Source organism: Arthrobacter sp. Y3223065, from assembly GCF_059090885.1.
Genome location: NZ_JBNHGC010000003.1, coordinates 302631 through 321166 on the forward strand (window position 1 = coordinate 302631; position 18536 = coordinate 321166).

16 protein-coding genes and 1 pseudogene are annotated in these 18536 nt (G+C 65.5%); 5 read left to right on the plus strand and 12 right to left on the minus strand.

Annotation, left to right across the window (positions count from 1 at the left end; translation table 11 throughout):
• Positions 1 to 81 precede the first annotated feature (81 nt).
• Both AC5RUK_RS10025 and AC5RUK_RS10030 read right to left on the minus strand, forming a co-directional pair.
• The gene (locus AC5RUK_RS10025) at positions 82 to 1347 is read right to left on the minus strand and encodes a glycosyl hydrolase (RefSeq protein WP_494152079.1); all 1266 of its coding nucleotides are present in this window, start codon (positions 1345 to 1347) and stop codon (positions 82 to 84) included.
• 167 nt (positions 1348 to 1514) lie between these two features.
• Positions 1515 to 2690: a PP2C family protein-serine/threonine phosphatase gene (locus tag AC5RUK_RS10030; protein ID WP_494152080.1), complete on the minus strand. Its 1176-nt coding sequence runs from the start codon at positions 2688 to 2690 to the stop codon at positions 1515 to 1517.
• 356 nt (positions 2691 to 3046) lie between these two features.
• Between AC5RUK_RS10030 and AC5RUK_RS10035 the strand changes: the two genes are divergently transcribed.
• Both AC5RUK_RS10035 and AC5RUK_RS10040 read left to right on the plus strand, forming a co-directional pair.
• A complete protein-coding gene (locus AC5RUK_RS10035; protein ID WP_494152081.1) occupies positions 3047 to 3553 on the plus strand; it encodes a hypothetical protein in 507 nt (168 codons plus the stop codon).
• Positions 3554 to 3843: 290 nt separating this feature from the next.
• Positions 3844 to 4017: a hypothetical protein gene (locus AC5RUK_RS10040; RefSeq protein ID WP_494152283.1), complete on the plus strand. Its 174-nt coding sequence runs from the start codon at positions 3844 to 3846 to the stop codon at positions 4015 to 4017.
• A 234-nt stretch (positions 4018 to 4251) separates the two neighbouring features.
• Here AC5RUK_RS10040 and AC5RUK_RS10045 read toward each other — a convergent pair.
• The 6 genes and pseudogenes from AC5RUK_RS10045 to AC5RUK_RS10070 form a co-directional block, all read right to left on the minus strand.
• Positions 4252 to 4389, minus strand: a pseudogene (locus tag AC5RUK_RS10045) (NAD(P)-dependent oxidoreductase); the annotation flags it as partial.
• Positions 4390 to 4518, minus strand: coding sequence for an NAD(P)-dependent oxidoreductase (locus tag AC5RUK_RS10050; RefSeq protein WP_494152082.1), 129 nt, complete (start codon positions 4516 to 4518; stop codon positions 4390 to 4392).
• Between the two features lie 99 nt (positions 4519 to 4617).
• Positions 4618 to 6258: a zinc-binding metallopeptidase family protein gene (locus tag AC5RUK_RS10055; protein WP_494152083.1), complete on the minus strand. Its 1641-nt coding sequence runs from the start codon at positions 6256 to 6258 to the stop codon at positions 4618 to 4620.
• Positions 6259 to 6473: 215 nt separating this feature from the next.
• A complete protein-coding gene (locus AC5RUK_RS10060) occupies positions 6474 to 7232 on the minus strand; it encodes an amino acid ABC transporter ATP-binding protein (protein ID WP_493988655.1) in 759 nt (252 codons plus the stop codon).
• Positions 7232 to 8152, minus strand: coding sequence for an amino acid ABC transporter permease (locus tag AC5RUK_RS10065; protein WP_494152084.1), 921 nt, complete (start codon positions 8150 to 8152; stop codon positions 7232 to 7234). Before AC5RUK_RS10065 ends, AC5RUK_RS10060 begins: the two co-directional genes overlap by 1 nt.
• Positions 8153 to 8190: 38 nt before the next feature.
• Positions 8191 to 9144: an ABC transporter substrate-binding protein gene (locus AC5RUK_RS10070; protein ID WP_494152085.1), complete on the minus strand. Its 954-nt coding sequence runs from the start codon at positions 9142 to 9144 to the stop codon at positions 8191 to 8193.
• Positions 9145 to 9302: 158 nt separating this feature from the next.
• Here AC5RUK_RS10070 and AC5RUK_RS10075 point away from each other — a divergent pair, with 158 nt between their 5' ends.
• The 3 genes from AC5RUK_RS10075 to AC5RUK_RS10085 are packed head-to-tail and all read left to right on the plus strand — an operon-like array spanning position 9303 to position 12432.
• Entirely contained in the window at positions 9303 to 9959 is a 657-nt protein-coding gene (locus AC5RUK_RS10075; protein ID WP_494152086.1) for a TetR/AcrR family transcriptional regulator, read from the plus strand.
• Positions 9960 to 10015: 56 nt separating this feature from the next.
• Complete coding sequence (locus tag AC5RUK_RS10080; RefSeq protein WP_494152087.1) at positions 10016 to 11239, plus strand: aminotransferase-like domain-containing protein; 1224 nt, start codon at positions 10016 to 10018, stop codon at positions 11237 to 11239.
• An 11-nt stretch (positions 11240 to 11250) separates the two neighbouring features.
• Positions 11251 to 12432, plus strand: coding sequence for a M20 family metallopeptidase (locus AC5RUK_RS10085; protein WP_494152088.1), 1182 nt, complete (start codon positions 11251 to 11253; stop codon positions 12430 to 12432).
• A gap of 200 nt (positions 12433 to 12632) precedes the next feature.
• Here the strand turns inward: AC5RUK_RS10085 and AC5RUK_RS10090 are convergent, their stop codons facing one another.
• From AC5RUK_RS10090 to AC5RUK_RS10105, 4 genes are read right to left on the minus strand one after another with little or no spacing between them, the layout of a single operon-like run.
• Positions 12633 to 13622, minus strand: coding sequence for a C-terminal binding protein (locus AC5RUK_RS10090; RefSeq protein ID WP_494152089.1), 990 nt, complete (start codon positions 13620 to 13622; stop codon positions 12633 to 12635).
• A complete protein-coding gene (locus tag AC5RUK_RS10095) occupies positions 13619 to 15304 on the minus strand; it encodes a thiamine pyrophosphate-binding protein (protein WP_494152090.1) in 1686 nt (561 codons plus the stop codon). Before AC5RUK_RS10095 ends, AC5RUK_RS10090 begins: the two co-directional genes overlap by 4 nt.
• Positions 15297 to 17009, minus strand: coding sequence for an amidohydrolase (locus tag AC5RUK_RS10100; RefSeq protein ID WP_494152091.1), 1713 nt, complete (start codon positions 17007 to 17009; stop codon positions 15297 to 15299). Before AC5RUK_RS10100 ends, AC5RUK_RS10095 begins: the two co-directional genes overlap by 8 nt.
• Complete coding sequence (locus AC5RUK_RS10105; RefSeq protein ID WP_493988646.1) at positions 17006 to 18379, minus strand: MFS transporter; 1374 nt, start codon at positions 18377 to 18379, stop codon at positions 17006 to 17008. Before AC5RUK_RS10105 ends, AC5RUK_RS10100 begins: the two co-directional genes overlap by 4 nt.
• Between the last annotated feature and the right edge of the window lie 157 nt (positions 18380 to 18536).

Consider the following 18536-nt stretch of genomic DNA (forward strand, 5'->3'; position numbering starts at 1 on the left):
CAGACGTACAACTGGGAGTTCCGTTGCTCTTGTAGTCCCCGGTGCTGCAGGTTCGGAGCGATAAGCCCGAGCGTCAGACAGCTATTTGGGCCGGGCGGCGAGGGCTTCGGCGAGCGCGCTGGCAGAGGCTTTGCTGCTGTCGATGCGCCAGTCTGTTTCCTTGTTGTAGTGGAACCAGACCAGGGCCGTGATGTCGGGCTGCTGGGACAGGTAGTAGACAAGGTCCTTGTTCCAGGCTGCCTTGGAGCCGCCCTCTTCCGCGGAGGCTGTTTCGGCGATGAGGATGGGCTTGCCCGGGGCCAGTGACCGGAGCTGTCCGAGGCCGTCGGCGAAAAGCGCCCACGGCGGGGTCCAGGTGCTCCACGCTGCGGAGGTTCCCCAGTTGTAGCCGTCCAGGGCAACCGCGTCCACGTAGCCCGCGCCGGGGTAAAGCCCGTCCAGGAGCGTTGATCCGGCGTAGGGGACGTTCGGGTTCCACACCCAGGTGATGTTCTGGGCGCCGGTGGAAGAGACGACGTCGTAAACGTGCCGCCAAGCGGCGGCATAGTCACCCGCCGTGTTGCCGTTGATTCCTTCGGACCAGGGGTACCAGTTGCCGTTCATCTCATGGCCGAAGCGCAGCATCACGGGATGGCCCCACCGGGCCAGAGCCGTGCCCCACTCGCGGAGGTAGGGGTCGAAGTCTCCGGCGGTGATCCGGTCCAGGGAGTAGGCGGGCTGTTCGGTGCCGCCGCCCCAGGTCCAGGGCTCCCAGGTGAGCAGGGTAACCGCACCTCGGGTGCGGACCGCTTCCAGTTCCGCGATGGGCGGGGCTTGGTTGAAGTCCTTGTAGGAGAGGATGATCGACGGGGCTTCGCCGACCAGGGCGGCGGCCGCGTCAATTTCGGCGGAGGCCAGCGGTCCGCCCGGCGTTCCCAGACCGAAGCGAAGCGGCGCCTTGCTGATCGATGGCGCGGTGGGGGCCGGAGACTGCTGGGGCGGCGCCGGTTCCTCCTGCGTCACCGAGGGGCTGCTGTAGGTGAGCGTGAAGGGAGCCGATGCGCGGGTGGCCCCGGCTTTAGCCTCGATCAAGACAGTTGCCTGCTCGGCCGCAGGGATCACCAGCGTGGTACGGAAGTATCCGGAGGCACTGGAGGCGAAGGCGACAGGCTCCGTTCCTCCGGTGATCGTTCCGGACGACTTTTTGGGAAATCCCGTTCCGGTGACCGTTACCGAAGTTCCTGCCGGCCCCGACGAGGAGCTGAGCGTAATCGTGGCGGTGGCTGCCTGCGCGGGGGCAACGCCTCCGGCCATCAGCGCGAGTGCGACCAGGACCGGAAAAATCAAAACGTTTAACGCCAGACGCATGGGAGGACTCTCTAGTGAAAGAAGGCGAGATAGGGAAGAGCAGTGGCGGAACTATCTACGGCACGTGCGGCGCAACACTATCCGAACCGATCGAGGCGGATCAAATGCCCCGCGCGGTACATAAGTCGACACCATTCCCGCCCCGGAATTTGGGGGCCCACGGTCGTCTATTCCCTACGAAGCGCGACGACGGTGATGTCGTCGTCGTGTCCCTTCATGCCGGCGAAGGCAACGGCCCGGTCAACCAGCTCCGCCGGCGGCATCGCGACGATCCCGGCGGCAACGGCCTGCTCGAGCGTTTCTTCCAAGGTCGCAAAGAAATCGAGGAAACCGTCTGACACCACCACCAAAGTCTCTCCCGGTTCCAAGACCGTGCTGTGGACCTCCCACTGCTGGCCGGGTAGCGCTCTCAGGGGAGGCCCGGAACGGTGCAGCCGGCGGTATCCGCCGGCGCTGAAGATGAAGGCCAACCCGTGGCCGGCGTCCACGTAGTCAATGGCTCCGCTCGACGGTTCGAGGCGGGCCGAAAAAACAGTGCCGAAAGAGCCCGTGTCGGAAAGCAACTGTTCCGAGGCGGCCGCCGCCCGGTGGATCGCCTGCTTTTGGTCGCCGAACTGCGCCGCGCCCACCAGGGTCGCTCGAAGTGACGCGGCAATGAGGGCGGCTGGGATCCCCTTGCCCATCACGTCAGCCACGTGAAGCTGGAGCTTTCCATCCGGCAGGCTGTGCCAGGTGAAGAAGTCACCGCCCAAGGTGCGGGACGGCACGCATCGGCCGGCCAGCTGGTATCCGGGAAGATTCGGGACGGTATGCGGCAGGAGTACGCGCTGTACTTCGGCCGCGTGGTCCAGCTCCCGCTGCAGCTCCAACTCCTGCTCGACCCAGCGCCCCATCTCAGCCAGGGCCTGGGCTTCTTTGTCACTGAGGAGTCTCGGCTTGGTATCCAGGATGCACAGGGAGCCGACAGGTTCCCCGCCTGACGCCCTCAGCGGCTGCCCTGCGTAGAAGCGGATATTAGGATCCGATGCAACGAACCGGTAGTCGCTGAACCGCTCATCGACCGACGCGTCGGGCACTACGAGGACATCGCCTTTTTGGACGGTATACCAGCACATCGCTTCATCGAGCGGCGTGTTTTCCAGACCCGGCAAACCGGCTTCCGCCTTGGTCCATTGCCGGTCTATGTCGATGAAGTTCATGGCTACCATCGGCACATCAAAGACAGCCCGTGCTGCACGGACAATCCGGTCAAAACGCTCCTCACGAGGGGTATCGAGGATGTTCAGGGCCTGGAGAGCGTCGGCGCGGGCGGCGTCGGTCACGGGGGTTGAGCTTGTCGGCATGCCCCACATCCTAGTCATGGCACCCTGCTTCTGAGAGTCAGCTACCTCTTCAATCCCTGCGTCTGCCCCACCAGGTGTCACACATAGTGCAAAGGCACGGGAATAGCCGTGCCAGCGCCGCTGGCATCAGAGCCGGGGCGGAAAAGTCGCATAGATTATCACGACGGCGATGCCCGCCTTCGTTTTGCACGGCCACGTCCGGGCACGGCCCGTCCCAGCAAAAGCGCAGCTTTTGGAAAGCAGCGACAGTCTTTCGGCAGATTAGCCGCAAGGTTGGCTTTTGCGTCATGTGCGCTCGTTACTTTCGAAAGGTGGCTGGCGCTGGGCCAGCTATCTCATCCGAATACGGAGTAAGAATGACTGCAATTCGCAAGATCGCTGCTGGCTTCCTCGCCGCCGGCCTCCTGGTTGGTGGAAGCGCCACCGCCGCATCCGCCGCTGACCTTGAGCCCGTCGCCACCGGGCCAGTTGTCACTGAGTCAGCCCCCCTCACCAAGGCCGACGTCGCAGCAGCAAAGGCTGCCTTCAAGGACGCGCAAATCGGGGCCCAGACCGCTGAGAAGCAGGCCCGTGCCACCGCTGCCGCCGAGCTGAAGTCGCTGTCCAAGAAGGCGAAGCTCGCCAAGGGCAAGGCTGTGAAGGCTGCGCAACTGGAGGTCAAGAACCTGCGTGCAGCCCAGGCCGCTGCGCTGAAGAAACTACGCGCCGAGAACCGAGTGATCGTCGGCGAGGCCCGCGCCGCCTACCAGGCCATCGCTGCCGCCTACGAGGCGCAGCTGGTTGCCGCGCAGCCGGTTATCGAAGCACCCGTCGTTGAAGAGCCGGTTGTCGAAGCACCCGTTGCTGAGCAGCCAGCCGCCTAACGTCGCAGCGCGTAAGGATGGGTGCCGCCCGGCTCGGGGCGGCACCCATTCTTGCTCTCACCTGCTCTAGCGTCTGGGATGGTGGGCCGGCTCTTCCCCCGAGGTCCCGCTTGATTACCGTCCTAACCGGCCGGGCGCCGCCGGAAAGGTCAACGACTGCTGCTACCTTTCTGGAGGAAATGATGGGACTTAACTCCCCCCACGCATACAGATGATCGGGCCGTCGTGCCCAACCCTGATAGCGGCCTGTCCTCCCCGGTGTCAGGCGCAGGCCTCGGCTCCGCAGCGGCATGGAAGTGCTTTCCTCCTACATCGGGTTGACGGGCTTCATCCTCCTGTGGCTGGGCCACCGCTTCATCACTAAGTCCAAGGTCGTGCCACTGCTCGAGACGGATCTCGCAGCACCCAAGGACCTCGAGGATGAACCTGCGGGTGAGGACGAACCTGCCGGCGCTACCCGGTAACCTCCAGGAATGCGAAAGGCGCCCGGCCTGCTGGTGCAGAGCCGGGCGCCGTTGCGTAGTAACGAGTCTGGGGCTACCCGGCCGCCGGGGCGAGGGACGGGGCAGCCGCGGCGATGGGGGTCTCCGGCTGCCGGCCCTGCAGGCAGGCGATGATATTCCGGGCAGGCAGCGGCACGTATTCGCGCAGCGAGACGTTGCTGCGGTACGCCGCGTGAGGCGTGAGATCGCCGACGGGTGGACCACCAGCGGATGGTCGGCCGGGGCCGGTTCCTCCGCCAGGACGTCCAGCATGGCCCCGGCGATGTGGCCGGAGTCCAGGGCGGCGCAGAGCGCCTGTTCGTCGACGAGGGCGCCGCGCGACACGTTCACCACTTAGCTGCCCGCCGGCAGGACGGCGAGCTTCTCGGCGTCGAGCAGGTTCCGGGTTTCCTTGGTGAGCGGAGCGTGCAGGCTGACCACGTTCGACGCCGCCAGGACCTCGGCGAGCTCGCTCCGGCGCACGTCCGCCGGAGGAGGCGGCAGCTAATGCGCGAAGGGCGCCCGGTTTGCTGATGCAGACCAGGCGCCGTGGCGTGAGCCACGCTGTCCGAACAGCTCGGCTTAAAGTGCCTGCGGGTGCCACGTCCTTTCGCCAGCTTCGGCACCGAAACCGGTGCCTTCGGCCGGGGCATAGTCGGGCCAGGCGAGGCCGGTGGGCGGCATGAAGTCGGCGGGCAGCAGGGCTTCGGTGAGGTCCTCGGCCTTGCGCTGCTTGAACTCCTCCGCTGCCGAGGCCAACAGCTCGGGCGACGTCAGCATATCCACGAAGGTGCCGGCGATGGTCTTGCCGGCCACCTCGATGGTCGGGTCGATGGCGGCGGGGATGCCGCCGAGGGCGTTCATGACCCAGCCGGGGTAGGCGCCCTTGCCTGGGGCCGGCTTCAGTGCGGGGCGGGAGATGTAGAACCGGACGGTCGGCGCGTAGTGCGTCATCTCCACGTAGTCGTCGCTAGTCCAGTTCTTCTGCCACGGGGCCAGTTGTTTACGCAGTGCCTCCTCCGCGTCCTGCGGGGAGATCAGCGATTCGCACTCGTCCAGGAACGGCTTCTCCATCGGCTCGATCCCCAGACCGGACTGGATCTGGCGCGCGGCGGCCACGGCGTCGTCGTCATAAGACGGCGCCCCGACCTCTCTGAGGTTGTTGTACAGCGCCTGCGCCAGCGCGTGGTTGGTAATCCCGGGGCGGTTGCGGGCCACCCAGGTGGTCTCCACCCGGCAGTGTGCCATCGCGGCAGCGTGCTCGGCATTGCGGTCCAGCACGGCAAGGACGTGCTCGGCCATCTCCAGCGTGGGGCAGCGCCAGGAGTACTGGATCTGCGCGATCCGCGCCGGCAGGTTGTCCGCCGTCGCCTGCCCGGAGCCGAGGATCGCGTCGGAGAGGCTCCAGCCGCCGAAGCTGGGCAGCATGGCGTCCTGCATCACCCGCGAGCTGGTGTACATCTGCATCAGCGCCACGTTCGCGCCCGGGGCGCGGGCCGCGGAGTGCGACGCCGGGATCGGCGAGTTCGGGTTGGCCGAGAGCTGCCAGGTCTCCGGCTCGTCGCAGACGAACGAGTAGACCTTGGAGTAGTAGCTGCCGCACTGGGTGTCCCAGCGGGCGGTGTTGCACAGCGGCAGCATGTAGAAGGGGTGGAAGCTGACAATCGCATCCACGCCGTCGTAGTAGCCGCGCAGCCCGTGCACCACCTTCGAGCCCTGTACCTTCTCGGCCGGTTCGCCGGTGTAGCGCAGGGTACCGGCGATGCCGTGGACCTCCATGGCGTGCTTGGTCCCGAGCAGGCCGGCCAACGTGGAGATGCCCAGCGCCGAGTGCGGGTCGGTGTGGCCGGGGGCGAAGGAGCTCAGCCCGTCGCGCGGAGTCTCCTCGGTGGAGGCGGCCTGGCAGTTGCCGGGCACGGCGTCGTACTCGGCGTAGGTCAGCAGCACCGGCCCGCCGCTCCCCTGCGTCCACTCGGCGTTGAACGCGGTGGGCATCCCGCCGCTGCCCTCTTCCACCTCGAAGCCCTCGACGCGCAGCCGCTGCACATACCAAGCGGCCGAGCGGTATTCGCGCCAGGCCGGTTCGGCGAGCTCCCAGATGTGCCGGTGCCACTCGGAGAGCCGGTCCATGTTGGCGTCGATCCACTCCCGCGCGGTCGCCTTGGCGTCGGCGGCGAGGCCTGCGGGGACGGTTGCAACGGCTGCTTTCCGGGTGGTGCTCACTGGTGTTCCTTTCGGGCGCTGCTTCTCATGGTGCTGCTACGCAATGAGGGAGGACGACGGCGGTGCTTGCCCTCAGAGTGCGGTGCGCACCTTGGCTGCCGGGCATCGGAGCGGCTTATCCGGCGGCCGAGACACTTGTCGGGAGCACCGGACGCTATCGACCGGTGGGGAGTTTCGCTTAATCTGTTTGGCGCCAACCTGCGGTCCGCGCCACACTAGGAGACGCGGGCCAGGAAGCTGCGCGTTCGTTCATGCTGCGGATGCAGCAGCACGTCGTCGGGCGTTCCCATCTCCACGATGACGCCGTTATCCATGAAGGCGACGACGTCCGCCACTTCACGTGCAAAGCCCATCTCATGCGTCACCACGATCATGGTCATACCGGCACGCGCGAGTTTCTTCATGACCTCCAGCACCTCTCCCACGAGCTCGGGATCCAATGCGGAGGTAGGTTCGTCGAAAAGCATGACGTCCGGGTCCATGGAGAGTGCACGGGCAATGGCTACACGCTGCTGCTGGCCGCCGGAAAGCTGGGATGGGAAGTTTTCGGCTTTGTCCGCCAAACCTACTGTGCCCAACAGATCGCGGGCCTTGGCCTCGGCTTGGGCCCGCGGCGTCTTGAGAAGCTTCAGCGGGCCGTGCATGACGTTTTCGAGAGCAGTCATGTGGCCGAAAAGGTTGAAGTTTTGGAAAACCATGCCGATCTTGGAACGGCGCTTGTTGATCTCGGCCTGCCGCGCTTCCACCAGTTGGTCGCCTTTGACGTCGTAGCCGATCATGCGGCCGTCGACCAGAATGGCGCCCGCATTGGTCATCTCCAGATGATTGACACACCGCAGGAGGGTGGATTTGCCGGAACCTGATGGCCCAATCAGGCAGACCACCTGCTGCGGCTGAACCTTGAGATTGATTCCCTTGAGCACCTCCACGTCGCCGAAGCTCTTGTGCACGTTGAGGAATTCGACTGTTGCCATCAGCGGGCTGCCTTTCCGGCAACGAGGAAGTTGCCTTTGGAATAGCGCTTTTCCAGCTTGCCCTGGAAGTAGGACAGGATGGTTGTCAGCAGGAGGTACCAGATGCTGGCGACGATCAGCAAGGGGATCTGACGCAGGTTCTGGGCATAAATCTGCTGGGCGTTGTAAAGCAGATCACCTACGCCGATAACGATGACCAGCGACGTAGTTTTGAGCATCGAGATCACGTTGTTTCCTACGGGCGGGATGATGACCTTCATGGCCTGCGGGATGACGACGTACCAGAGCGTAGCCATTTTGCTGAAGCCCATGGACCGGCTGGCCTCGGTCTGACCCTGCGGCACGCTGAGCAGCCCGGCGCGGACGATCTCCGCCATGTAGGCGCCCTCGTTAAGGCCGAGGCCGAGGATAGCTGCGGTCATGAGTGAGATGACGTCGTTGGTGTTCCATTCGATGAAATTCGGACCAATGAAGGGGATCCCAATGCCGATGGTGGGAAACAGTGCCGCGGCGAAGCCCCAGAACAACAGTTGGACCAGCAGGGGAGTTCCACGGAAGAACCACACGTAGGCCCCGGCGACACCGGCGATCAGCCAGTTGTCGCTCATCCGCATCACCGCCACCAGCAACCCGACGACGAAACCGATGAGCATGGCGATGAAGGTCAGCTGCAATGTAGTCGCCAGGCCGCCGAGGATACGCGTGTCGAAGAAGTAGCGCGCCACGACGTCCCATCCGAAACCCGGGTTGGTGACAAGCGTTATGGCTGCAATGAGCAAACAAAGTCCGACGACGATGATTGCCACCAGCTGCCCCGGGCGCTTCCGTCGCAGCACGGGCCTGCCGCTGAGTGCGAGATAGTCGACTGCCGGGCCCGGGGAGGCATCGGCCGGAAGCTTCCTTGTTCGTTCCGTGCTCATGGCGCCTGAGACCTGGCCTTTCTTGTGTGTCCGGATCACTAGGAGGGGTTGATTTCGGACTTTTCCACGGCTGTGTTGCCCAGGTTCCAAGCGTCAAGGATGTCCGCGTAGGTGCCGTCGGCAATCAACGAGTCGATGGCGGCCTGGAAAGCGTCCGCCAGCTCCTCGTCTTTCTTGTTCACAACGACTCCGGCCAGCGTCGGTTCGACAAGAATGTCCTCGACCGCCATGAAAACGTCGGGCTGCAACTGGGAATAGTAGGCGACCAGCGCAACGTCAGCCGCCATTGCGGCGGCGCGGCCGGTAGCCACTGCTTGGTTCACGTTGTCCTGCTGCGGCAGCACCAGCTCGGTAATCTCTTCCTTGCCTGCGCTCTTGCATTCCGCCTGGAAGTCGGGCAATACGTTGAGCGCCTGGGTGGTGCCCGTTTGGGCGGCTACCGTCTTCCCGCAGAGGTCCAGCACTCCCGCGATGTCGTCCGGGTTGTCCTTCTTGACCATGACAGAAGTGCCACTCTGCATGTAACTCACCATGGTGACCAGCTCCTGCCGTTCCGGCGTGATGGAGAAGGCAGCCCAGGACGCGTCGTATCGGCCTGCCTGGATGCCAGCGAGGATGCCGTTGAAGTCACCCTTGTTGATGGTGATGTCCAGCCCCATCTTCTTGGCGACGGCCAAGGCCATGTCCGGTTCGAGGCCGACGATGTTGCCCGCATCGTCCGTGAAGTCAATCGGCGCGTAGGTCGGGTCGGTGACCAGGTCCATGGTCCCCCGGTCTTTGAGGTCCTGCGGAACCAATGCGCTCACGGCAGGGTCTTCCTGCACCGCTTGGGCGGTATCCTGCCCGCCCTCCCCCAGGATGGGTTCCGCAGCCGTGCTCGGGCCTTCGCCGTCAGTTGTTGCCGTGCTCTCGGTGTTGGTGCAGGCCGTGACGCCGGCCAAGAGTGAGAGGGCGGCGACCGTTAGGCAGGAATTCCTGAAGATCGTATGCATGATGTGCCTTCCATAGGCGGAATGAGTTGAGCAGTGTTGATAACTTCAATATGTTGCACTTATTATTGAAGTGACGCACATCACTGTCAAGGGTCGATCGAAAAGTTGCGCGGTGCGGGACTGGCACCAGCAGAAGTACAGGCAAGAGGAGTGCACCAGTGGGATCCAGAAAGAAGCATGCTGTTACAGAGGAAGCGATCGCAGAGCGCCGACTTGCCATCGTCAATCACACGGCTGCCATCATTTCCTCCTGCGGAGTAGACGGCTGTTCCTTTGCGGCGGTTTCCGAAGCTTCGGGCTTCAGCATCGGCATGATCCAGCATTACTTCCGCACGCGGGAACGCCTCATTCTGGCGTCCATCGATCATCGAATCCGCGAATCCGAGGAGGAGTGGCGCGAAATTGCGGCGCGTGGAACCAACGCCCTGGCCAAAATCCGGGATCTATTGACCTTCTCAGTGGAAGGCGACAAATCGTTCGCTGACGCGTGGGGATTCTGGCTCGAGCTCTATGCGGCATCACACAAGGACCCGGTGATGCGGCGGGAAGTCAATACGCTTCTTGAGCTGTGGCGGAAGTTCTTCTTGGATGTCTTGCAGGAAGCAGCAGCCGAAGGCAGCATCAAGCTGGTGCATGAGCCCGAGGACACGGCGCAACTCCTGCTCGCCGTGGTCGACGGCCTCGCTGTCCAGACTGTCAACGGCACCTACGGCAGCAGCCCCGAAAATATGCGCAGGCTCCTCTTTCGCTTCGCATCGTCTGAACTCGGGGTCGATACCTCCAGCTGGGAACCAGCAGCTTCGACCAGGGGCTGACGAACGCGCCACCAACGATTTTCCAAAAGATCAAAGCCAGTGGAACGAGGAAGTTTATGACTACCAGCTCCTTTACGTCTTCAACCGGAGTGTCGGCCCTGTTCGCCGCTCGTGCCTCCGGTTATAAACCGTCGCCGGTGCGCGAGGTCTTCGACCTCTCAATGCAACCCGGGATGATCTCGCTGGCAGGCGGCAATCCGGATCTCAGCGTCCTGCCGCTAGCTGGGATCGCGGACACGGCAGCAGAGTTGCTTCGCGTTCAGGGCCTTGAGGCGCTCCAGTACGGCGGAGGCGGGGGTACCGAGGAACTACAGCAGCTCGTTTGTTTGGTCATGCAGGCCGAAGGCAACAGTGCTCGGCCAACAAATGTGCAGATCACCGCAGGATCCCAGATGGCGCTTGAACTACTGGTCAAACTGTTCTGCGATCCCGGCGACGTAATCCTCGCGGAGGGGCCCACCTATGTAGGCGCCATCAGCGTCTTTGATGGACTCCAAGCGTCAGTAGCGCACGTCCCTATGGACAGTGACGGCTTGATCCCCGCCGAGCTGGAGCGGAAGATCGATGAGCTCATGCTCGAGGACAAGCGCATTAAGTTGTTGTACACCATCCCCAACTTCCATAACCCTTCGGGAGTCACCCTTGCCGCCGGCCGCAGGGCTGAGGTGGTCCGCATTTGCAGGGATGCCGGCATCGCCATCATTGAAGATAACCCCTACGGCATGCTCAGCTTCGATGGCCGGCACCTGCCAAGCCTTCATCAATTGGATCCGGACAACGTGTTCTACCTCGGCTCCTTTTCAAAAACCTTCTCGCCAGGAATTCGCTTGGGATGGGCAGTAGTGCCTGATGATGTGCGCCGACAATTGCAGCTGGCTTCAGAAGCGACCACCATCTGCCCCTCGGTCCTCAGCCAAATGCTCGTTGAGGAGTACCTGACGCGGACTGATTGGCGACAAACTTTGGACAACGCGGTGGGCCTCTACCGGGACCGCTGCGCCACCACGATGGAAGCTTTGGCCGATTTCATGCCCCCAGGCACTAATTGGACTGTACCTACTGGCGGTTTCTTCACCTGGGTGACCCTGCCGCCTGGCATTTCCGGTGAGGACGTCATGCACCGGGCAGTCGCCCATCAGGTTGTTTTTGTTCCGGGCAGCGCCTTCTATTCGGACGGGTCAGGCAACAACCAACTGCGCATAGCGTTCTCGTTTGAGACGCCGGAACGGCTGCGCGAGGCAATCCGCCGCCTGGGCATCGCCATTAATGAATGTCTCTGAGGCGCCCCGCCATGACCACGGTAGAGACCTTTAAGAAGCGCGCTGAGTCGGCAATAATTCAGAGGCTGAATCGGATTGTGGACTTTAGTCATCGGCTGCATGGGAACCCGGAGCTTGGCCTCGAGGAGGTAAAGGCCTCCGCCTGGTTGGTCGATGAGCTGGAAGCAGTCGCCCAGTCACGCGTGCAGCATGGCTTGGGCGAACTACCGACAGCAGTCCGGGCCGAGGCCGGCTCAGGAGAGCTCGTTCTCACCATCTGCGCCGAGTATGATGCGTTGCCCGGCATCGGCCACGCCTGCGGACACAACATCATCGCAGCGGCAGCACTAGGAGCGTTTACAGGGCTGGCGCCGCTGGCGGACGAGCTCGGCATCACCGTCCGGCTGCTTGGAACGCCCGCTGAAGAGACTGTGGGCGGCAAGATCATCCTGCTAAAGCAAGGCGACTTCGACGGCACGCATGCTGCCATGATGGTTCACCCGTACGCGCAGGATGAGTTAGCGATGCGGCCGTACGCATGCTCCGGGTACACGGCTACTTTCAGCGGACAAAGCGCTCATGCCTCGGCGGCGCCCTACGATGGCGTGAACGCGCTGGATGCCATAACCATCGCCCTCACGGCCATAGGCCTCGCCCGGCAGCAGTTGCAGCCGGACCAACAAATTCACGGCTACGTTATCAACGCCGGTTCGGCGCCGAATGTCATACCGGACCTGGCTACCGGGGAATGGATGGTCCGTGCCGAGTCGATGGAGTCACTGCAACAGGTAACAAATGTCCTGCACCGATGCCTCGAGGCAGGAGCGGTGGCAACAGGGAGTCGGCTAACGATTGACCAGGTAGGTCACGACTTCGACAGCCTGCAGACCGACGACGACTTGGCCGGTTTTTACCGCGCCAATGCCGGGATGCTGGGCAGAATCCCTGCCGAGGCCACTGTCTTGGGCGGGTCAACGGACATGGGTAACGTGTCGCAGTGCTACCCGACAATCCATCCCATGATCGGACTCGGCGACGATTGCCCGCCTATTCATAGTGCTAATTTCGCGGACTTTGCTGCATCCCGGGCGGGAGATCTCGCAGTGCGCGACGGCGCCCTCGCCCTGGCATGGACCTGTATCGATCTGGCCACGGACGTCGACCAGCGGCACCGTCTTCTCAAGCGCTCCGCCGCGGGAGACATTGGGCGATAAAGCACTCGAATTAGCTCTACAGCCGCGCAGCGACCCAGGCGGTCGAGTGTTGCGCGGCGCGAATTGACGGGGCAGCTAATGTCCCACCCTCGAATACACCACCAAAGCGAGACCCGTGTGCCTGCCCCTACATAATGCGCGAACGGCGCCCGGCCTGCTGATGCAGACCGGGCGCCGTTGTGTGTTCAGCGAGCCTGGAGTTACCCGGCCGCCTGGGCGAGGGACAGGGATGCCGCGGCGATCGGGGTCTCCGGCTGCCGGCCCTGAAGGCAGGCGATGATGTTCCGGGCCGGCAGCGCCACGTATTCGCGCAGCGAGACGTTGCTGCGGTACGCCGCGTGGGGCGTGACGATCGCCGACGGGTGGACCACCAGCGGATGGTCGGCCGGGGCCGGTTCCTCCGAGAGCACGTCCAGCATGGCCCCGGCGATGTGGCCGGAGTCCAGGGCGGCACAGAGCGCCTGTTCGTCGACGAGCGCGCCGCGCGACACGTTCACCACATAGCTGCCCGCCGGCAGGATGGCGAGGTTCCCGGCGTCGAGCAGGTTCCGGGTTTCTTCGGTGAGCGGAGTGTGCAGGCTGACCACGTTCGACGCCGCCAGAACCTCGGCGAGCTCGCCGCGGCGCACGTCCGCCGGCCAGGCCTCGTCGGGAACGAAGGGGTCGTAGGCGATGACGGACCCGAAGACCGGGGCCGCGAGGCCCGCCAGGTACTGGGCGATGCGCCCGAACCCGACGAGTCCCAGGGTCAGCTCGCTGATCCGCGGCGGCACCGGGATCCCCTCCCCCGTCCAGTCCCCGCGCCGGGTGGCCGCCTGGGAGCGCGGGAGCTCGCGGATGAGCGAGAGCATGCCCGCGAAGGCGTGCGTGGCTACGTCGCGGGTGGCCACCGAAGGCACGTTGCACACCGTGATGTTCCGGGCGGCCGCCGCCTCCAGGTCGACCATGTCGAAGCCCGCCGACATGGTGGCAACGGCCTTCAGGTTCGGCATCGCGGCGATCATCTCGGCGTCCAAGGTGGCGTAGCCGAGGATGATCCCCTCGCACCCCGCCGCGGCGTCGAGGATGGCGCCGCGGTCCCGGGTGTTGAGGTATTGCGCCTCGATGCCGGCCTCGGCCAGCAGCTCCAGGGCGACGGAGTAGTCGAGGTCCTCGGCGTCGGTGATCACGACGCGCGGGTTTCCCGTCATGCCTCGCCGTCCTGCGCGAACAGCTGCGCGGGGACATGGATGAGCTGAACTCCGCCGTCGGCCAGCGCCTGGCGGATGGCCGGCGCCAGCTCGGCGGCGTCGTGGATCCGCCGGCCGGTGCCGCCGAAGGCGGTGGCCAGGGCGGCCCAGTCCGGCTGCACGAGCTCCACGCCCACGGGCTCGATGCCGCGGTCCAGCTCGTTCTGGCGGATCTCGCCGTAGCCGCCGTTGTCGGCGCACACCACCACCAGGTCCAGCCGCTGTTCGACGGCGGTGACGAGTTCCTGTACCGCAAACATCAGCGCGCCGTCGCCCACAACGCAGACCACCGGGCGGTCCGGCGCGCCGATGCGGGCGCCGATCGACGCCGGCAGCCCGTAGCCGAGCGTGGCGTAGGCCGGGGTGTAGAGCAGCGAGTGCGGCTGGTCCTGCGGCACGAAGCTGGCCGTGCCCAGGTAGGTGGCCTGGGAGGAGTCGCCGCCGATAATGGTCGACGCCGGCACGGCGGCCGCCACCTGTTCGGCCAGCGCTGCGAACTCCGGGGACAGCGCCCGGGCGGCGTCGCGCAACCCCGGACGCAGCCGCGCCGCGCGGTCGGCGCCGCTCTCCGCCCGCGGCGGCACACCGCCGTCGGGCTGGTCCTGCAGGGCGGCGAGCAGTTGGGGCACGACGGCGGCGCTGTCACCGACCAGCGGAACGTCGGCCGCGATGTTCTTGGCCATCTGACCGGGCAGGATGTCCACCCGGATCACCGTGCCGCTGGGCTGCAGCTGGTTGAACCACAGTTCGGCCTCGCCGACCTTGGAACCGATGACCAGCAGGACGTCGGCCTCCTCGCAGAGCTGCTGCGCGGCGGGAAGCCGGATGTCCGAGCCCAGCGAGAGCGGATGCGACTCCGGGATGGCGCCCTTGCCGTTGAGCGTGGTCACCACGGGGGCGTCCAGCACTTCGGCCAGCTGCAGCAGGTTGCTGCCGGCACGCAGCGAACCGCCGCCGGCCAGCAGCACCGGCCGGCGCGACTCGGCCAGCAGCTGGGCGGCATGCCGGATGGCCTGGGCGGACGCTCCCGCCGGCTCCCGCTGGGGCGAAGCCTGCAACAGATCCGCCGGGCAGTCGCTCGGGCCCTCGAGCACGTTGAGCGGTACCTCGATGTGCACCGGCCGCGGGCGCCCGTAGCGGAAGAGTTCGAAGGCGTCGTGGATGCCCTGCACCGCCTCGGTGGCGGAGGTGACGCGGCGCGACCATTCGACGATCGCGCCGACGGCCGCCGTGGCGTCCTTCGTCTCGTGCAGCGAGCCGATGTCGGCAAACTCTTCGCCCTCGGGCACGCCCGGCGAGAGGATGATCAGCGGCCGGGACTCGCAATAGGCGGTGCCCGCGGCGGAGAGCGCATTGAGCAGGCCGGGCCCCGACGTCGTAATGACGACGCCGGGCAGGCCGGTCTGCTGTGCCCAGCCGTCGGCGGCGTAGCCGGCACCCTGTTCGTGCCGGGTGGTCACCGGGCGGATGCCCAGCGGCGCCAAGTGGCGGTAGAACTCCAGGTTGTGCGTGCCGGGGATGCCGAAGATGGTGTCGATGCCGTAGTTCCGCAGGACCGTCATGACGGCCAGGCCGGTGTTATCGGCGACGACCCCCTCGGGCAGCGTGACGGTGGGGGTGGCCGTCGGGTTGTGCTCAGACATGCTGGACCTCTTCCGTGCGGAGTACAGGACGGTCGGCCGCGAAGCGCTGGATGCCGTCCACCCAGGTTTCCAAAACCTGGATGTCGGAGATCTCGGCGGCGTCCACTGCCAGCGGGTCGCCGGCCAGGACCACGAAGTCGGCCCGTTTGCCCGCGGTCAGCGAGCCGAGGTCGTCCTCGCGGCCCAGCGTGTGGGCGGCGTTGATCGTGTGTGCCGCCAGCGCCTGGTGCGCGGTGATGAGCAGCGAGTCCGAACCGAGCCGGACGCCGGAGCGGGTGATGCGGTTGGTGGCGGCCTGGATGGCTTCGAGCGGCTTGGGCTCGGCCACGGGGGCATCGGAACTGATGGTCACCGGCACGCCGGCTGCCACGAACTCGCCCAGCGGGTTGAAGCGCTCGCCCGGGGTGCCGACGGCTTCCTTCACGCCCTCGCCCCAGTTGTAGTAGTGCTGCGGCTGGTTCACGGGGTGGATGCCCGCGGCGGCCATCCGGTCGATCTGCTCCAGCGTGGGCAGTCCGCAGTGTTCGATCCGGTGCCGGGCATCGGTGTCGGGACGTTCCTCCTGCGCGGCCTCGATGGCCGAGATGACCATCTCCAGGGCCGTCGGGGACTGCGCGTGGGTGGCGGTCTGCAGGCCCAGCCGGTGCGCCTTGGAAATCAGGGCGGCGTAGTCGGCCGGGTCGTGGTAGAGCTGCCCGGTGCGGCAGGGGTCCCCGACGTAGCCGTCCGGGAAGTATGCGGTCCAGCCGCCCAAGGTGCCGTCGGCGTAGAACTTGAAGCCTGCGAAGCTGAGCCGCGCGTTGCCGAACTGGCCGTGCAGGCCCATCTCCGCGGCCTCGTCCAGCAGGTGCGAGAGCAGGTACATGCTGACCCTGAACTTGAGCTGGTTTTCCTCCGCCATGCGCAAGTACATGTCGAACTCGCGCCGGGACACCTGGGCGTCGCCGATGGTGGTGACGCCGCCGGCCAGGAAGTTCTCCTGGGCGATCTGCAGCTGGCGCAGGTGCTCCTCGGAGGCGTCGGCGAGGTGGAAGTTCGGGCCGTGGTGGCCGATCTTCACGCCCTCGAGCCCGGTGAGGATGTTGCAGGCGGCGTCGGAGAGCTCGCCAGTCAGCTCACCCGAAGCGTCGCGGAAGAACTCGCCGCCGGCCGGGTTGGGGGTGTCCTTGGTGACGCCGTGCAGCTCGAAGGTGTAGGAGTTCACCACGCCGCCGTGCCCGGAGGCGTTCATCAGGTACACCTCGCGGTCGGTGGCGACCTCGTCGAGCTCCTGCCGGGTGGGGTGGCGGCCCTCCACCAGGTTGGTGTGCTCGTAGCCGAAGCCGCGCACGGGCAGGCCGTTGGGGGTCTCGGCCGCCCGTTCCTTCAGCAGCGCCACGATCTCGGGGATGCTGCCGGCGCGTTCCGGCCCGCAGTCCACCCAGGTCTTCAGCTGCCCGTACATCAGCGGGTGCGCGTGCGCGTCGATGAAGCCCGGCACGATGGTGGCCCCGCCGGCGTTGTGTTCCTTCGGGTCGGGCAGGCCGAGGTTGACGGCGGCGGCGCGGCACTGTGCCTCGGTGCCCACGGCGAGCAGGTAGCCGTCGTGCACGAGCATGGCCTCCGCCGTCGGGCGCTCCTCATCCATGGTGTGGATGGTTGCGGCCGTGATCAGCTGTGGGATGAAGCTGGTCGCGGGAGCGTCGAATGTCTTGAGTTTCCTCACCGGAAGGCCTCCAGGTTGGTGTTGCTGTTGTTCGTGTGTGCTGCGTCGGCGCCTTCGGCTAAGTCGGCGTCGTCGTATTCGTCCTCGTCGCGGTGCTGGGGAGCGATCGCCAGGCAGACGATGCTCAGCACGCCCATGGCGCCGAACATGATGAGGACGGGCCAGATACTGCCGGTGCTGCTGTACAGGAAGGTCGCGGTCAGCGGCGAGAGGGCCGCCCAGATGGCGTTGGCCATCCCGTAGGCCAGCGAGATGCTGGTGTAGCGGGCCTGCGCCCGGAACAGCTGGGACAGGATGGTCGCGGTCGGCGCGTAGGTGGCGGTCATGACCAGGCGCATCGCGGCGAACGCCAGGAAGATCAGCCATTCGGGCCCGGTGGACATCAGCAGGAACTGCGGGACGATGAGCACAATCGAGCCCACCAGGCCCACGAACATGACCCGCTTGCGGCCCCACCGATCGCCCAGCCAGGCGACGCCCAGGGTGCAGATGAGCTCGACCAGGGCGGCCACGGACAGCGCGTTGAGGATCATGGTTTCGCTCAGGCCAACCGACGGGTCGGTGCCGTAGGCGGTGGCGAAGGTGGTGGCCAGGTAGTAGCCGCCGGTGGAGATGGGCAGCAGGCCGATGCCGATCAGGATCGGCTTCCAGTTGGTGACCAGCGCGTGCTTCAGCGGCAGGGTCTGGACCTTGCCTTCGACCTTCTCCTCGAAGACCGGGGATTCCTCCACCCGGTAGCGGACCCAGAAGCCCACGCCGATCAGCACCACGGAGAGCAGGAACGGGATGCGCCAGCCGCCGTCCACCAGGAACGTGTCGCTGATCCCGGACAGGTAGGCGAAGATCAGGGTGGCGCCCAGCGCGCCGGCCGGGTTGCCCAGCTGCGCGAAGCCGCCGTAGAAGGTCTTGTGCTTCTCCGGCGCGTGCTCCACCGCCATCAGGACGGCGCCGCCCCACTCGCCGCCCACGGCCAGGCCCTGCAGTGCGCGGAGCACCACCAGCATGACGGCGGCCCAGGAGCCGATGTTCTCGTGGGTGGGCAGCAGGCCCACAAACACGGTGGACAGGCCCATGATCAGCAGCGTGATCACCAGCGAGGGCCTCCGGCCGAACTTGTCGCCGATGTGGCCGAAGATGATGCCGCCCAGCGGGCGCATGAAGAACCCGACCGCGTAGGTGGCGAAGGCGGCGGCGATGCCGGTCATCCGGTCCGCTTCCGGGAAGAAGAGCGGGCCGAACACCAGGGCCGCGGCCGTGGCGTAGATGTAGAAGTCGTACCACTCAATGGCGGTGCCGACGAAGGCCGCGAATCCGGCGCGGCGGGCCCGGGCGTGGCTGAACTGCGGCCGGGCTGCTGATGTGTGAGACATGGTCTTCCACCTTAAGGTGTGGGCATGAGTGCCGTTGTGATCTCTGCGACTGTAGGGCCTAAATCACAATCCAACAAGAGCACAAATGTTGCGTTACGGACCCCTGAATTCACTTCTGCTCCTGTTCCCGCCCAGGATCCTGCCGAAAGCGCTTGCT

Bases quoted from the DNA above. Each gene is read 5' to 3' on its own strand.
- AC5RUK_RS10040 (WP_494152283.1), top strand. From the start codon at position 3,844: ATGGAAGTGCTTTCCTCCTACATCGGGTTGACGGGCTTCATCCTCCTG.
- AC5RUK_RS10090 (WP_494152089.1), bottom strand. From the start codon at position 13,622: ATGACGGGAAACCCGCGCGTCGTGATCACCGACGCCGAGGACCTCGAC.
- AC5RUK_RS10035 (WP_494152081.1), top strand. From the start codon at position 3,047: ATGACTGCAATTCGCAAGATCGCTGCTGGCTTCCTCGCCGCCGGCCTC.
- AC5RUK_RS10025 (WP_494152079.1), bottom strand. From the start codon at position 1,347: ATGCGTCTGGCGTTAAACGTTTTGATTTTTCCGGTCCTGGTCGCACTC.
- AC5RUK_RS10070 (WP_494152085.1), bottom strand. From the start codon at position 9,144: ATGCATACGATCTTCAGGAATTCCTGCCTAACGGTCGCCGCCCTCTCA.
- AC5RUK_RS10095 (WP_494152090.1), bottom strand. From the start codon at position 15,304: ATGTCTGAGCACAACCCGACGGCCACCCCCACCGTCACGCTGCCCGAG.
- AC5RUK_RS10080 (WP_494152087.1), top strand. From the start codon at position 10,016: ATGACTACCAGCTCCTTTACGTCTTCAACCGGAGTGTCGGCCCTGTTC.
- AC5RUK_RS10060 (WP_493988655.1), bottom strand. From the start codon at position 7,232: ATGGCAACAGTCGAATTCCTCAACGTGCACAAGAGCTTCGGCGACGTG.
- AC5RUK_RS10030 (WP_494152080.1), bottom strand. From the start codon at position 2,690: ATGCCGACAAGCTCAACCCCCGTGACCGACGCCGCCCGCGCCGACGCT.
- AC5RUK_RS10065 (WP_494152084.1), bottom strand. From the start codon at position 8,152: ATGAGCACGGAACGAACAAGGAAGCTTCCGGCCGATGCCTCCCCGGGC.
- AC5RUK_RS10105 (WP_493988646.1), bottom strand. From the start codon at position 18,379: ATGTCTCACACATCAGCAGCCCGGCCGCAGTTCAGCCACGCCCGGGCC.
- AC5RUK_RS10085 (WP_494152088.1), top strand. From the start codon at position 11,251: ATGACCACGGTAGAGACCTTTAAGAAGCGCGCTGAGTCGGCAATAATT.